The following is a 15,553-nucleotide window of genomic DNA, read 5'->3' on the forward strand; positions in this document are numbered from 1 at the left end:
TGTCCTTTCAGTTGTAATTTATAATACTTCGTCAATATGACCCATGCCAGTTTTTATAGAATTTTTGACATCTTCAAATTTTCCTAATCCTACTTTTTTAATAAGTGATGTGGCAAAGCCTTTCATCTGCTCAAAGGTGATATGCGGTGGCATAGCCAGTGTGTCAGGATTGGTGTAGATGTTCACAAGCACAGGACCTTGATGATCAAAAGCTTGTTGGATTACAGCTTCTGCCTGCTCGGGGTCTTTAAGTTCAAGACCTTTAATATTCATCAGCTCTGCAATTTTTTCAAATGGCGGGTTAATCATATCGGTTTGCCAGTCAACATAACCTTGCACTTCCATTTCCAGCTTTACCATACCCAAAGAACTGTTATTGAAAACAAAAATCTTTACCGGATATTGGTATTGCATGATGACGGCAAGGTCGCCTAAAAGCATAGACAGGCCGCCATCGCCACACATTGCCACAATTTGCCTGCCAGATTTGGCAGCAGCTGCACCAATAGCCATTGGCAAAGCATTAGCCATAGAACCGTGGTTGAAAGATCCTGTTAGGTACCGCGTTCCTTTGGCCCGGATAAAGCGCGCGGCCCATACGGCAGTCATTCCTGTATCTACAGTATACACTGCATTATCGGAGGAGTGGTGGTCGATAAGGGTGGCGATATATTCTGGTTCTATTTTACCTACTTTTCCTTTTTTATTAAAGAACTCTGTAAAATGTTTTTCGTCTTTTCTATAAAGGTCTTTCAATTTTTTAAGGAAGGAAGCATCTGATTTATTTTCGATTTTTGGGAGTAGAGTCGCAGCGGTGTCTTTGATATCCCCGGCATAGCCATAATCCACATGAGCTCTACGACCAATTCTTTCAGGCTTTTCGTCAATCTGAATAATGGTTTTTTTATGTGGGAGAAACTCAGAGTAAGGGAAATCGGTACCCCAAAGGACAAGGACATCGGCATCATTACACGCATCATATCCAGATTTATTACCCAATAGGCCGTTCATTCCCACAGAAAAAGGGCTATCTGCGCGGTCAAAGAATATTTTCCCGCGGAAAGAGTAGGCAATTGGCGCATGTACTTTTTCAGCCAGTGCTTCGATTTCGCTAACGGCATTTTTACAGCCGTGACCGCAATAGAAGGCGATGTTTTTATGGCTGTTGAGGACGCTGGCAAACTCCGCCAGTTCATTTTCGGACGGTCTGTAAATGGGATTGGTATTGAAAGATTTTGAACCGGACAGTACATCTTCGTAATCGGCAGAAGCCACGTCGCCGGGCAATGCCAGCACGGCAACACCTTTTTCATTAACCGCAGTTTGGATGGTACGTTGCACCATAGTGCCAAACATCTTAGGAGTGGTAGCCATAAAAACGGCCTTACTACAGTCTGCAAAAAGCCTTTCTGGATTGGTTTCCTGAAAAAATTCTGTACCAAATTTATCTGTAGCACAGGTGCTGGCTACTGCTATGACGGGATTTCCGGATCGGTTGGCATCATATAAACCGTTGACGAGGTGTACGTGCCCGGGGCCAGAACTTCCCATACAACAGCCAATGCCGTTAAGCTCTGCATCCATAGATGCAGCATAGGCTGCGGTTTCCTCATGCCGAACATGAATCCATTCTATAGTGCCGTCCCTGCGGATGGCATCATTGACAGGGTTAAGGCTGTCGCCGGTAATTGCATAAACTCTTTTTACTCCTGCTTGTTTCAGCATGTCGACCAAATGATCAGATACATTTTTTGCCATTATTTTGTTTTTGGATTAATATTTACTGTTATAAATATACCAAAACAAATTTTATTCCCTGTTAACGATTCTTTACAAATACTTTTAAAAAAATATTTACTATAAATCGAGTCAGAATCCAAAATTGAAAATGATGTTAATTACAAGATTTTAATGCCCTACTTTATTGAGGAAAGCGCAGGTTTATGCGAAATTTTGGCGCTTAAGTATGCTCTTGATTTGAGATGTAGTTCCCGCTAATATTTGGCTTATTTAGTTATTTGATCAATAAAGCCATGCAGTTTTTTCAGTTCTGTCCTCCCTCTGTTTTTTTTATTAAGAAAGCAAGTTGCAACAATTACCATTCTTAAATCAGGGATTATGCAGATCATTTGTCCGCCATATCCAATGGCTGCAAAAACCTGATGCCCGTTTGTTGTTCTTCGCCACCAATAATATCCATATCCATTGGCATTGGGCAAAACATCCCACGAATCGAGTTTTACTTGTTCCGCAGTAGATTCTTCGATCCATTTTTCTGAAACGATTTTCTTATTACCATACTTTCCTTTGTTAAGAACTAATTTTCCGATTTTCAACATATCATTCGGTTTGAGTAACAATTCAGAACCGGCCAAATTTCGATTCAAGGTATCGGCAAACCAATTTTCAATGCTGATGTTAAGAGGTTGAAAAAGATTCTTAGCCGCAAATTCTTGCAAACTTGCATTAACCATTTTAGAAAGGGCAGCGCCAAAAACTTGAGTTTCACCGGTGCTATAATTAAATTGGTCACCGGGATATTCCTCAAACGGTAAATCCAAAACAAATCTTACAGGATCTGAGGAATAAAATTGTGCGGAGGCAATTTCCCCACCATTTTCTTTCCATTTAAAACCACCACGCATGGTGAACAGATGTCTAAGCGTTACTTTTTTTCGAATAGAATCAAGTTGTCTTTTACCCTCGATATCATATGTGTTTTTGAACTGAGTTCTTGAAACATCATATTCGGGTAAAATTTGCAAAACAGGCGTATCCAGATCAGAAAGTAACCCCTTGTCTTTAGCTATTCCCGCTAAAAGTGAGGTAATGCTTTTTGTAACAGATTTTATATCAAATGTAGAATCTTTAGTAGCACCGTGAAAATATTGTTCATACACAGTTTTATCATTTTGTGAAACTATAAATGACCCAATAGAGGGAATAGAATCATTCAATTTTTTGGTGAGCTGTTCAGAAAATGCTGTAGAAAATTTTTGGCTTTGTGATTTAATATTTACAGACAAAAAAATGATTAGGAATAATGATATAGTAGGGGTTCTTAATTTGGAATTCATAGGTTGTATTTATATGTTACTGGCTTGCAGATAACACCCAAATATAAATAATAATAAACTAAATGCCATCCCTTTTAATGTGTTATAGCATATCATCTTTACCCTAACTTATATTATTATCCTTTCGAATTCTAGTTTTGCGGAGAATATCTGATGTTTTGCACTGATTTTCAGTTGTATATCATTTTTTTTGCTCAGTTGGTCGGAGATCCAAAGTCCCAGTCCAAAACCTTCTTTGTGATAGGAGTTCCGATGAAACTGACCTTTTAGGTTTTCTGGGTTTTCTATGGTTTGGTTAGTCAAATTAGAAACTTCGAGCCCGATTTTTTCTCGCTGAAAAATATGGATGTTGATCACAGAATCATCATTGCCATACTTTATAGCATTGGAAATTAGATTATTAATAATCACCTCTAGCTGGTTACGGTCTGCGACAATCTTTAACTGTTCGTCTACTGGCTGCAAATGAATTTTGAATTTCTGATTTTTAAGAAGCAGTGGATTAGCAAAACCTTCCGTCAATTGCAAAACCAAATCGGGGAGGTCTATTGGGGATTTATTGATATATAAATTTCCCGATTCTATTTTGCTCATCCACAGAAAATTATTAACTAAATCTTTCATACGGTTAACTTCCTGTTCCTGATGATAGAGTAGTTGCTTGGTATTTGCATCCAGAGAATTATACTTGAAGATCTGTAATTCTGTAAGCATATTGCTAATGGGTGTCCGTAGTTCGTGCGACGCCATTGTAAAAAAGGCCGTCTGTTGTTTTGCCTGATCATCGATCCGCATCAACATTCTGTTTAGCGCATCTGTAAGCTGATAGAACTCATCTTTGGATGGAGGTTTAGAAAGTAATGTAATATGTTCTAAATCAACACTGTTGGCGTTATTGATGATTCGTAGTAGTGGTTTCAGGAAAAAGCCTGAGAGTAAATAACCTCCTGCAAATGACACTAGAAAAGCAATAGGAAGGTAGATGTAAAGAAGACTTTTCAACTGCTGAATTGCAGAATAATAATGCTCTGCAGATAGTGCAAAATCTAAAGAAATAGTTCCACCATTTTCTGGGTTCTTTTTCACAGATAGCAATTGCCATTTTTGTCGATCTGAAACATCTCTTGGAAGATTATCAAACAGTTGGGTTTTGTTGGCATCATTGTCATAAATAATTCTGAAATATTCTCCGGTTTTAGGTAAAGGAATAGTTATGGGATCTATATCGGTTTTTTGAAGAATGTTGTTGGCAGATGATTTCAACTGAAGCGAAAAACTTCTATCAAGCTCTGCTTTTGCGTTTTTGTAAAGCGAATACGCAATAAAACTGACACAGATGAAAAGTAACGAGTTGAACAATAGTCCGAAACGAAACTTGAGGCTTTGATAAAACGGGGATGTCAACTTACCTTCCATTCTATTGCTTATCACCTTTTAACATATAACCGGCACCAATAACCGTTTTGATCATCTGATGGTCAAATCCTTTATCAATTTTCTTTCTCAGCTGATGCATATAGACTTCTACAATGTTGCTTTCTGGATCAAAGCTCATATTCCAGGCATTTTCCAGTAGCTGGTTTTTGGTAAGCACAAGATTTGCATTTCTGGCCAGATATTCCAGTAGTATGAATTCTTTGGAGGTAAGTTCAATATTCTTATCATCCCTTTTCACTTTCCTCGCAGGAATATCGATTTCCAAATCTTCAATTTTGATTTTTTGTTGACCGGATTGGTTAGATAATCGGCTTACAGTTCTAATTCTTGCCAACAGTTCGTCCCATTCAAATGGTTTTCTAATATAGTCTACAGCCCCTAAATCTAGTCCCTGTACCACTTGTTTGGAATCTGCAATGGCACTAATAATAATGACAGGCGTTTCGGAACCAAAGGTTCTAAGGTTTTTAAGAAAATCAAAACCATTGATTCCTGGCAGCATCAAGTCGAGTAGGATCAGGTCAAAATCATGTTTTATCGCCATTTCCAAAGCCTCGGAACCATCATTGCACACCTCTGCAATGTAACCCGACTGCGAAAGCCCCTGCTGAATAAACCCTGCAAGTTTTTTCTCGTCTTCCACTATTAATATTTTCATAATCAGCGAATTTTATATACAGTACTGTCTATTTTGATGTCAGTCATCCGGACTGTCGGAAACTGCAAGGTGTTAACAATTCCCTCTTTGGTATTCCGTTCCAAAACTTTGACTTCCACCCAATGTGCCTTCATCAATAATGGGGTTAGGCTAATGCGTTCTTCTGGGCCAAGCATCACTGTTTTTTGTCCAATTATAAAGCCCGTGATTAGATTATCTTTATTTTTTATAAAACCAGAAAGCTGACCTTTGATGATGGTTTCTCGCCCAGGACTGGGGTTTGGGGGCATTATTTTTCTGGCATCAAAAGAACTTTTGTCATCTTTTGATGAGATAGAAATCAATTCATAATGATCAGGGTGTATGGCAGCTTTCACATTAATCACTTCATTTTTTTTCGCGATATCCAGGATGTATTTTGCGAGATGGGGTGGAAAATGAATGGCCACCTCTCTGTTGTTGTAATTCAAAACAATTTTATCAATATCGCCGTCGGGATTGCTTTCGTAGGCTTTTACCTCGCCCCTAAGCAAGGTTGATTTTTCTTTTTCAGGATGCAGATGAGGTGGAGCAGGTGGTTGCTTTTCACATCCAAAAAGGATGAAAGTCACAAAAAAAATAGAAATTATTTTCAATAAGTTATATGTCCTAAGTTTGAAAACCATTGCTTTATATCAAAAAACCTGAGCAAATTACTAAAATCTGCCCAAGTTTCTTTTAATTCAATCAATTTTTAAAGTGAATAATCTTTGCCATTTACGCTAATCGTTCTGGCGTGCACAATATTGTATTTTTTCTCGGCTACTTCACCGGCATTTTCTACCTTTTTGAAACCTGTGAAAGATATTTTTGTGCCATTTACTAATGATGATCCCAACTGTTGGTAGATATGGGGTGGCATTTTTAGTATGGTATTACCCACAAACAGGCCTACTACAGCATCGCCTTCTTTGTTTCTCTGAAGGTTGGTAATGGTTCCGCTATCACTTACCGATATTTCCTGTGATGGCGTAGGTAAGATCGTTGTTGGCAAATCTTCAATGGTTTTTCCGTTAGCCGTAATACTGTTTAGTCGGAATAATTTTTCGCCGTTTGGTGCAACATCGGCAACACCTTTTACACTGACGTTGTTACCTTGTTTAGCTAATGTTGTAATTTGGTTTCCCAAATGAGGAGGGAATTTTATCAATATAGATTCTCCCTTCGTGGCAAGATAGAAACCATCATATACAAAATCGTCATTCACCGCCATTTTGGAAACAGTTCCTGATACGGTAGTGATTTCTTTCAAAATGTCAGGTCTGGGTCTTTCTATTACGTGACGGTGATCTAACTGATGCACTGGGGGTTGGGCATTGGTGAATTCGGTTGCCATTAAAAATCCCACAATAACTATTTTACCTGAGTTTAAAATCTTGTTTTTCATTTCTTTAAAATTTAGATGATACATTTTGTTTATTTTTATGATACAAATGTATGTGACCTCTATTAGGATGAAATGAGGATGAAATTAATTTTTTTTAATGTCAGTAATTTTGAAAAGTGAGATAGTTGTTAGCGTATTTTTTATTCAGGTATTTTATTCGGATCATGGAGAAGCGGAAATTAAAGAAGGCATTCGAAAGGGCTTTATTCCATGAAAAATCAAGGATAAGAGTAGCATTTGCCAAAAATGATGTGTTCTTGAATGAAAATTAATTTCTCCTCTTAAAATTTGATTGGGCAAAAAAAACATAGGAACTGAGCTCGGCAACGTCTAAGCCATGATCAACAAATGGTCTTATTTTATAACACCAGCTTAAACTAAGTTTCCACCGAAAGAAAGCGAATTTTGATTAATTTTGGATTTAATGCTCAAGACATAAAATCTGGATTTAATTTCAGGTCATTCAAATCCAGTTGCAGTTCTGCCTTGCGGATCTCTTCGTCATCATAATATTTCTCCTTTCTCATTTGGAAAATATCAATACGCTGCTTTTCAAACACTTCCTTTAAAATTTTTTCGTAGCTGTCAATTTCATGCGTTGTACAGTCCTTACATTCTAGAAAATCAAGCTGGTTTTCTGTATTTTCGAGTTCGGTTCCAATCTGGCTATAATAGTTTTTCAGCAGGTTACTTTTTGCAAGTTCATCTTTATACTTGGTAGAAATTAGATGAATAGCCAGCCTGTTAAGCCGTATCTGGATCTGAGCTTCCTGTTGTTCCAATGGCAAAACCTGATCCATAGATGGCATATCCAGTCTCTTCACCAAAAATGGAAGACTGAGCCCTTGAACTACCAATGTTATAAAAATAACGACAAAGGTAATTAACAAAATAAGATTCCTGTGCGGAAATGGTGAACCGTCCGGCAAAAGATATGGTATAGACAAGGCTGTAGCAAGAGAGACCACACCGCGCATCCCTGCCCAGCCAATAATTAGCGGACCCTTCCAACCTGGTGACTGTTCTTTTCTAACCGAGCGAAAAAGCCATCTTGGGATAAAAGCCGCGGGGTAAACCCACAAAAACCGAATAAGTATTACCGCAATGCTGATAATGACACCGTATTTGATGCCTTGTATTAGTGATGATTCTTCTAATTTGTGAATGATTGAGGGTAAGGATAGGCCAATTAGAATAAAAACCATCGCATTCATTACAAATATAACCGTGGTCCACACCCCGAGCATATTAAGGCGCGTGTTGCCATTTCTGAAAACTTCGTGAGAGCGGTATGATATAAAGAGCCCACCACTTACCACAGCCATAACGCCAGAAAAATGAAACTGCTCTGCTCCCAAGTACAAAATATAAGGTGTCATAATTGTGAGTGCCGCATCTATTGCAGATGTAGTTGGTAAATAGCGGTGTATAAGGTAAATGAGACCTGCACCAATTAATCCAACAACCACCCCCATACCAGCGACCAGAAAAAACTGACCAACGGCTTGATTAAGAGAAAATCCACCGGTGATAATAGCTGCAAGCGCAAAACGGAATACAATTAATGAAGATGCATCATTAACAAGGCTCTCCCCTTCCAGAATGCTCAAGATACGTTTTGGAATTGGTAGACCTTTCAAAACCGAAGTGGCTGCAACCGCGTCTGGCGGAGAAATAATCCCACCCAGCAAAAAGCCAAGTGCTAAAGTAAAACCGGGGATCAAAGCCTGTGTGAGATAGGCGACAATTAGAGAAGTAGCGAAAACCAACCCAAAAGCCAGCAAAGCAATGGGGCGTTTCCATTTCCAGAAGTCATTCCATGATGTGTACCATGCAGCTTCGTAGAGTAATGGCGGTAAAAATATCAAAAAGACCAGTTCCGGATCCAGTTCAATTTCGGGTATGCCCGGCAGCAAGCTGATAAGAAGCCCTGCAACAACCAAAAAAATGGGATAAGCAACTTTAATTTTGTTCGCCAGCATTACCATTATAAAAACAGAAAACAGTAGTGCAAGGATTAGTAGTAAATTATGGTGCATCGCTATTGAATCATTAAAATTAACATTGTAAAAATATCATTATGAAAATAAAAATCCTAGTAATATAATACTTTAATAAAAATTAAAAAATAGCATATGTCTTATAAACTGATAATAATGTAAAATACAACGACTATTTTGTAACAAAAAGAAAAATTAAAAGACGTATAGACTATTATATTCAATCTAAAATGAAAAAGATTTCTCTCAGTGCGTTGGTACTTACTTCGGTATTTAACATAGCATTCGCACAGACAAAACAAGCCGCTCTGGAACTTAATTATATGGATACATCCGTACGCCCACAAGACGATTTTTACAATTACGTCAACGGAACATGGATGAAAACTGCAAAAATCCCTGCTGACAAACCCAGTTGGGGATCCTTCACTCAATTAAGAGAAACTACGGACAACAATTCTCTAAAACTTCTGGACAACATCCTGAAAGAAAAATTTGCTACCGGTTCCGAAGGGCAAAAAATACAGGCGCTCTATGAGACTTACATGGATATGAGCAAACGTAACGCAGATGGTCTAAGTCCTATAAAAGCTGATCTTGCCAAGATTGATGCCATCAAAAATACCAAAGACTTGCAAAAGTATCTTACCGAAGCAACCAAAAGAGGAGAAAATGCTTTCTATGGTTGGGGTGTAGATGGAGATCTCAAGAACTCTAAGATGAATGCCGTTTACCTAGGTGACGCTACATTTGGTTTAGGAAGAGATTATTACCAAAAAGAATCAGCGAAAAATACAGAAACCATTGCTGAATATAAAAAGTATGTTGCACAAATTCTAAAAGAAATTGGCTATAGCAATGCAGACGCTGCTGCGGCTAAAATAGTAGATTTTGAAAAGGCTATGGCTAAGACATTGCTTACCAATGAGCAAATACGTGATGCCAACCTGCAGTACAATCCCAAAACATTGCCCGAGCTTAAAACTCTTGTAAAAAGTGTAGATCTTCCCAAATATCTCGCAGAAGCAGGTGTAAAAACAGATAAAGTAATTATTGGGGAACTTAATTATTACAAACATCTGGATACTTTTCTTAAAGAGAATAACATCCCAGTTATCAAGGATTATCTTAAATTCCATTTGACATCCGGCAGCGCAGGTTATCTCAACCAAAAACTAGATGACCTCAAATTTGATTTTTACAGCAAATATTTGCAGGGGCAACAAGAGCAGCGCGCACTCAACAAAAGAGCTTTGTCATTAATCAATGGTGTATTGGGAGAAGCCTTTGGGAAAGTCTATGTAGAAAAATATTTTACACCCGAAGCTAAGGCTCAAATGCTAACTTATATCGATTATCTTAAGAAAAGTTTTGCCGTACACATAAACAACTTGGGCTGGATGTCTGATACCACCAAGGAAAAGGCGCTGGAAAAGCTACATAAATTCACAGTAAAAATTGCTTATCCAGACAAATGGAAAGATTACTCTAAGCTAACACTTAAGTCTGATAATGACGGTGGAACACTATACTCGAACCTTCAGAATGTAGAAAGCTGGCAATACAGCAAAGAACTGGAAAAAGTAGGTAAGCCTGTAGACAAAACAGAATGGGGTATGTCACCACAAACTGTGAATGCTTATTATAATCCTGTAAACAACGAGATTGTTTTCCCGGCTGCCATCCTGCAACCGCCATTCTTCAATCCAGATGCAGATGCTGCAGTTAATTTTGGGGGCATTGGGGCGGTAATAGGTCATGAGATGACTCATGGTTTTGATGACAGTGGTGCTCAGTTTGACGGAGATGGCAACCTTAAAGACTGGTGGACAGCAGATGATAAGGCTAATTTTGAGAAAGCAACAAAAAGTTTGGCTTCGCAATATGACAAGTACGAACCAGCAAAAGATGTACATGTGAACGGCACCTTTACCAATGGTGAAAATATTGCCGATCTTGGTGGTGTTAACATCGCTTATGATGCGTTGCAAATGTATCTTAAGGATAAGGGTAATCCTGGAAAAATTGACGGTTATTCACCGGATCAGCGTTTCTTCCTTAGCTGGGCAACAGTTTGGAGAACTTTATCCACAGAAAAATATCTTACCAACCAGGTTAAAACAGACCCACACTCACCAGGCTTTTTCAGAAGCTTTGGCCCTCTTGTAAACACCGATGCTTTCTACAAGGCGTTTGATGTAAAAGAAGGTGATAAACTCTATAAAAAACCAGAAGAAAGAGTAAAAATCTGGTAACATTTAACAAAACGAAAAAAGCTCAGTTTTTACTGGGCTTTTTTTTGTGCTCTGTATATCAAATTATTAATCAAGAGAATTGATCAAAACGATATAACGATAGGCAAAAATTGCCTTTTGCAATTTCGTTAATTTAGTAAAATCTTTTTTGCTGTATTTAGGAAGAACAGCTTTGTTAACTTTATTGAGTAGTCTGAAAAAAGCCTTTTTCATATTGATTTTTTGATCGAAAAATTACAATTATCAAGCCGTTTTATGATTTGAAATCCCCTTTACAGCATCATAACACCTTCTATCTTACCCACTTTTTGGTAGATATCCACAACCTGATCCGCATCCAATACAAAACAGTTGATAGAAACCGATGTATATTTCCCATTAGAACTTTCACGGTTGGATAGGGTATATTTGAATCCATCAAAAACTTTGAGGATTTCTGTAATTTTCCCCGAATCGCTTGTGATAATAAACTTAAATAAATACTCTTCTGGGAAGTTGTGCTGTTGTTCCAGTTTTTCTTTTAGAGATATGTAGAATTCTTCTGGATTTGCATGATTGCTTTCAATGATATTTGCCATAATGGGTAGTATAAAAAAAATCTCCGCAAAAGTACGGAGATCAAATATAATAATATTTTTTCTTTAAGAAGGATTTTCTGCTGTAGCGGTCTGCGGCAATGGCACATCATCCGGCGCAGCTTCTAGTGCTTTATCTAATGAAAATAGAGATTCATCTGTAGCTCTGTCTCCACCGGCAATTTTCAGTTTATCAATCAGTTCAAGAGCCAATTTCTCTTCCTCAATCTGTTCTTTGACAAACCATTGCATAAAATTCCAAGTAGCCCAGTCTTTTTCCTGCAAAGCTAAATCTACCAAGTTGTAAATTGACGTGGTGTTATCTACCTCGTGTTGAAAAACCTTATTAAAACAATCTGTTAGATTTTTTGGATCTTCTGGTGGTGCAGGGATAGCTTCAACTTTGGCCTCGCCTCCTCGGTCAAGGATGTATCTCATGAATTTGATCATGTGATTTCGTTCTTCTTGCGAGTGTCTATACAAAAAATTGGCAATACCGCCATAGCCTTTTACATCTGCCCAACATCCGTAAGAAAGGAAAATCTGAGATGCGTGGCCTTCTTTAGTCATTTGTTTAATCAATGCAGTTTGAATTGCAGGTGAAAGTCTGTTTGTGTTCATAATATAGATGATTATTTAATTCTTACTAATCATAGTTAATACCTCAATATGAGTAATTGACTATTTAAATTACTTAAATGACAAATATTGAGCCATATCAAATTTTGGTATTCATGGCTAAAATCTTTCTCAATCAACTTTAATGATTGGTATACGCCGCGGTATTTGGCGATAGATCAAGGCACTATTGCCCCAATGATTGAGAATTACCGTACAGGTTTGCTTTGGAATCTTTTTATGAATGCACCGGAAATCAAGAATGGTCTTAGCAAGATTGGATTCCATTCCCAAAAACATCACATAGATTAGCAAAAAGTATTATCTTAGGCTCAGAAAATTATTGTCTCATTTTGATGTAATAATGTCTGATTTTTTATTCACTTTTAATAATAAGATTAAAATGACTTTTAAATTAAAATATTTCCCGCTATTTTTTGTTGGTTTATCAGGATTGATCAATGCGCAAGAGATCAAATCTGAATTCCGTAAGGAAATCAAAATTCAGAAAAATATCAAGTATATTCTCGATTTGCCACAAAACCATAAAGACAAAATCCCGTTGATCGTTTTTTTGCATGGTTCTGGTGAGCGAGGCAATAATTTGGAAATCGTTAAGGCACACAGCCCGTTTACCTACAAAAACCTAATGCAAGAACACGTTGCCATACTGGCTCCACAATGCCCCGAAAATACATGGTGGGATACCGATGCCATTTATTTCTTGATTAAGGATATTTCGGAAAAATATAAAATTGATAAAGATCGAATCTATCTTACAGGACTCTCAATGGGTGGCTGGGGAGCCCTGAAGCTTGCCGGTGAACATCCCGAGATGTTTGCGGCTGTTGCGGCAGTTTGCGCACCTACAGATCGGGTAATGCTAGCTAATATTGATCAATACAAGAATTTAAATATCAAGTTGTTCCAAGGTGGTATGGATGATATTGTGCTGCCGGAAAACGCTTTTAATTTTTATCAAAAACTACATCCCATCAATCCGAAAGCAGAGCTGGTTATTTTCCCCAATGATAATCATAATTCGTGGGACTCTACCTACTCCGATCCTAAGCTATGGAGCTGGATGTTTTCTCAACAATTAAATAAAAAAATTAAATAATGAAGAAGTTTGTAATATTGGCTGCTTTGGCTTTGTCGCCTTATTTTTTAGCGCAGCAGATTGTCACCCAGCCGGTTCAGTCTTTCCAGTCAGAAGCCTATCAGTCGAAGAAAAAAGCCTTTGTAGATAACCTTATCTCAAAAATGACGCTGGACGAGAAAATTGGTCAGCTTAACCTCCCATCTTCGGGAGATTTTACCACCGGACAGGCACAGAGTTCAGATATTGGGAAAAAGATAGAGCAAGGGCTTGTAGGAGGCTTATTTAACATCAAAGGTGTCAACAAGATCCGCGATGTACAAAAGGTGGCAGTAGAAAAGAGCCGCTTGAAGATCCCAATGATTTTTGGGATGGATGTCATCCATGGTTATGAGACTACATTTCCTATTCCACTAGGATTGGCTTCCTCATGGGATATGGATATGATCCAGAGGTCAGCACAAATTGCAGCACAGGAATCTACTGCAGATGGTATCAATTGGACTTTTTCCCCAATGGTGGATATTTCCAGGGAGCCAAGATGGGGAAGGGTCTCCGAAGGTTCGGGTGAAGATCCTTACTTTGGAAGTAGGATTGCCAAAGCGATGGTTTATGGATATCAGGGCAATGACCTTTCCAAAAACAATACAATGCTGGCTTGCGTGAAGCATTTTGCACTCTATGGTGCGCCAGAAGGTGGTCGCGATTATAATACTGTGGATATGAGTAGAGTACAGATGTATAACACTTATTTTCCACCTTACAAAGCAGCAGTAGATGCTGGTGCAGGCTCGTTAATGGCTTCTTTTAATGAGGTAGATGGTATCCCGGCAACCGGCAACCGTTGGCTGATGACCGACGTACTGAGAAATCAATGGAAATTTAATGGTTTTGTGGTAACGGATTATACGGGCATCAACGAAATGATTGACCACGGAATGGGCGATCTTCAGCAGGTTTCTGCGTTGGCAATGAATGCCGGAATCGATATGGATATGGTAGGGGAAGGCTTCCTGAAAACACTCAAAAAATCAATCTCCGAAGGAAAAGTAAAGGAGCAAACAGTAACTGATGCTGCCAGAAGAATACTGGAAGCCAAGTATGACTTGGGGCTTTTTGATGATCCTTATAAATATACAGATTCCAAAAGATCACAGAAAGAGGTATTCAGTCCAAAACACCTGGAAGCTGCCAGAACTATTGCTTCCAATTCTATGGTTCTGATGAAAAATGATAAGCAAATCCTGCCACTAAAAAAATCAGGAACCGTAGCCGTCATCGGGCCATTAGCAGACAACGCTATGAACATGACCGGTACTTGGAGTGTTGCGGCGAAACACGCCAATTCCATTTCATTATTGCGAGGCCTGAAGGAAACGCTTGGCAAAGATGTTAATTTTGTGTTTGCAAAAGGAAGCAATATTTATGAATCGGAAAAAATGGAAGAGCGTGCATCAATGTTTGGGAAGATCTCAGGCAGAGATAGCAGACCAGCAGAGCAGATCAGAAAAGAAGCTGTTGATATGGCCGCCAAAGCCGATGTGATTGTTTTGGCCATCGGTGAAAGTGCCGAGATGAGTGGCGAATCCAGTTCAAGAACAGATATTACAATTCCGGAAACGCAAAAACAATTATTAAGGGAACTTAAAAAGACGGGAAAACCAATTGTTCTCGTTCTGTTCACGGGGCGACCATTGGTTTTGGCAGAAGAATCCCAGTTGGCAGATGCCATCCTGAATGTTTGGTTCCCGGGCAGTATGGCCGGGTATGCCATTTCAGACGTACTGTATGGCAAAGTCAATCCTTCTGCCAAATTGCCTATGACCTTCCCGAAAAGTGTAGGGCAGATTCCGATTTATTACAATGCTAAAAATACAGGAAGACCGCTTAGTAATGAAAGTACCGAGAAATGCCAATTTGATAAATTTAGATCCAATTATTTGGATGAATGCAATACGCCACTTTATCCTTTTGGATTTGGATTGAGTTATAGTAATTTTGGATACTCCGATGTTTCTGTTTCCAATGCAAAACCAGCCGGAAATACAACCGTGGAAGCTTCCGTAACTTTATCGAATAACAGCCAATATGACGGTGCCGAGGTGGTTCAGTTGTATATCAGAGATTTGGTAGGAAGCATTACCAGACCGGTAAAGGAGCTGAAGGGTTTCCAGAAAGTGTATCTCAAAGCTGGTGAAAGTAAAAAAGTAACATTCAACATCACGCCGGAAGATCTTAAATTCTTTAATAATGATTTAAAATACGATTGGGAAGCCGGTGATTTTGATATTATGATTGGAACCAATTCCCATGATGTCAAAACAACAAGGATAACCTGGAGCAAATAACCATGTTTATCTATCAAAAAAGCCTTTCAGGATTATCTGAAAGGCTTTTGTTGCTTTTAA

At 38.5% G+C, this 15,553-nt stretch carries 12 protein-coding genes and 1 pseudogene; 4 read left to right on the plus strand and 9 right to left on the minus strand.

Going from position 1 to position 15,553, the window contains the following annotated elements:
• Positions 1-18: 18 nt before the first annotated feature.
• The 7 genes from AC00Y6_RS07480 to AC00Y6_RS07510 all read right to left on the minus strand — a co-directional run bounded on the left by AC00Y6_RS07480 (position 19) and on the right by AC00Y6_RS07510 (position 8,637).
• A complete protein-coding gene (locus tag AC00Y6_RS07480) occupies positions 19-1,758 on the minus strand; it encodes a thiamine pyrophosphate-dependent enzyme (protein ID WP_474489996.1) in 1,740 nt (579 codons plus the stop codon).
• A 248-nt stretch (positions 1,759-2,006) separates the two neighbouring features.
• A complete protein-coding gene (locus AC00Y6_RS07485) occupies positions 2,007-3,077 on the minus strand; it encodes a serine hydrolase domain-containing protein (RefSeq protein ID WP_474489997.1) in 1,071 nt (356 codons plus the stop codon).
• A gap of 108 nt (positions 3,078-3,185) precedes the next feature.
• Positions 3,186-4,493, minus strand: coding sequence for a HAMP domain-containing sensor histidine kinase (locus AC00Y6_RS07490; RefSeq protein WP_474489998.1), 1,308 nt, complete (start codon positions 4,491-4,493; stop codon positions 3,186-3,188).
• A 1-nt stretch (position 4,494) separates the two neighbouring features.
• Positions 4,495-5,172, minus strand: a complete 678-nt coding sequence (locus AC00Y6_RS07495) for a response regulator transcription factor (protein WP_474489999.1) — start codon at positions 5,170-5,172, stop codon at positions 4,495-4,497.
• Positions 5,173-5,174: 2 nt separating this feature from the next.
• The gene (locus AC00Y6_RS07500; RefSeq protein WP_474490000.1) at positions 5,175-5,783 is read right to left on the minus strand and encodes a hypothetical protein; all 609 of its coding nucleotides are present in this window, start codon (positions 5,781-5,783) and stop codon (positions 5,175-5,177) included.
• Between the two features lie 122 nt (positions 5,784-5,905).
• Entirely contained in the window at positions 5,906-6,598 is a 693-nt protein-coding gene (locus AC00Y6_RS07505; RefSeq protein WP_474490001.1) for a hypothetical protein, read from the minus strand.
• A 428-nt stretch (positions 6,599-7,026) separates the two neighbouring features.
• Positions 7,027-8,637 carry a Na+/H+ antiporter gene (locus AC00Y6_RS07510; RefSeq protein WP_474490002.1) on the minus strand — a complete coding sequence of 537 codons (1,611 nt, stop codon included), beginning with the start codon at positions 8,635-8,637 and terminating at the stop codon, positions 7,027-7,029.
• 191 nt (positions 8,638-8,828) lie between these two features.
• On the opposite strand from AC00Y6_RS07510, the gene AC00Y6_RS07515 reads away from it, so the two are divergent.
• Positions 8,829-10,853, plus strand: a complete 2,025-nt coding sequence (locus tag AC00Y6_RS07515) for a M13 family metallopeptidase (RefSeq protein WP_474490003.1) — start codon at positions 8,829-8,831, stop codon at positions 10,851-10,853.
• A 272-nt stretch (positions 10,854-11,125) separates the two neighbouring features.
• On the opposite strand, the gene AC00Y6_RS07520 is transcribed toward AC00Y6_RS07515, so the two are convergent.
• Both AC00Y6_RS07520 and AC00Y6_RS07525 read right to left on the minus strand, forming a co-directional pair.
• Complete coding sequence (locus AC00Y6_RS07520) at positions 11,126-11,431, minus strand: DUF493 family protein (RefSeq protein WP_474490004.1); 306 nt, start codon at positions 11,429-11,431, stop codon at positions 11,126-11,128.
• Positions 11,432-11,494: 63 nt separating this feature from the next.
• Positions 11,495-12,049 carry a ferritin gene (locus AC00Y6_RS07525; RefSeq protein WP_474490005.1) on the minus strand — a complete coding sequence of 185 codons (555 nt, stop codon included), beginning with the start codon at positions 12,047-12,049 and terminating at the stop codon, positions 11,495-11,497.
• Between the two features lie 99 nt (positions 12,050-12,148).
• Here AC00Y6_RS07525 and AC00Y6_RS07530 point away from each other — a divergent pair.
• From AC00Y6_RS07530 to bglX, 3 genes and pseudogenes are all read left to right on the plus strand, one after another.
• Positions 12,149-12,358: pseudogene (locus AC00Y6_RS07530) on the plus strand (glucoamylase family protein); the annotation flags it as partial.
• A 91-nt stretch (positions 12,359-12,449) separates the two neighbouring features.
• The gene (locus tag AC00Y6_RS07535; protein ID WP_474490006.1) at positions 12,450-13,166 is read left to right on the plus strand and encodes a carboxylesterase family protein; all 717 of its coding nucleotides are present in this window, start codon (positions 12,450-12,452) and stop codon (positions 13,164-13,166) included.
• Entirely contained in the window at positions 13,166-15,493 is a 2,328-nt protein-coding gene (gene bglX, locus AC00Y6_RS07540; RefSeq protein WP_474490007.1) for a beta-glucosidase BglX, read from the plus strand. Before AC00Y6_RS07535 ends, bglX begins: the two co-directional genes overlap by 1 nt.
• The last annotated feature ends 60 nt before the right edge of the window (positions 15,494-15,553 follow it).

This window comes from Epilithonimonas sp., assembly GCF_056329745.1.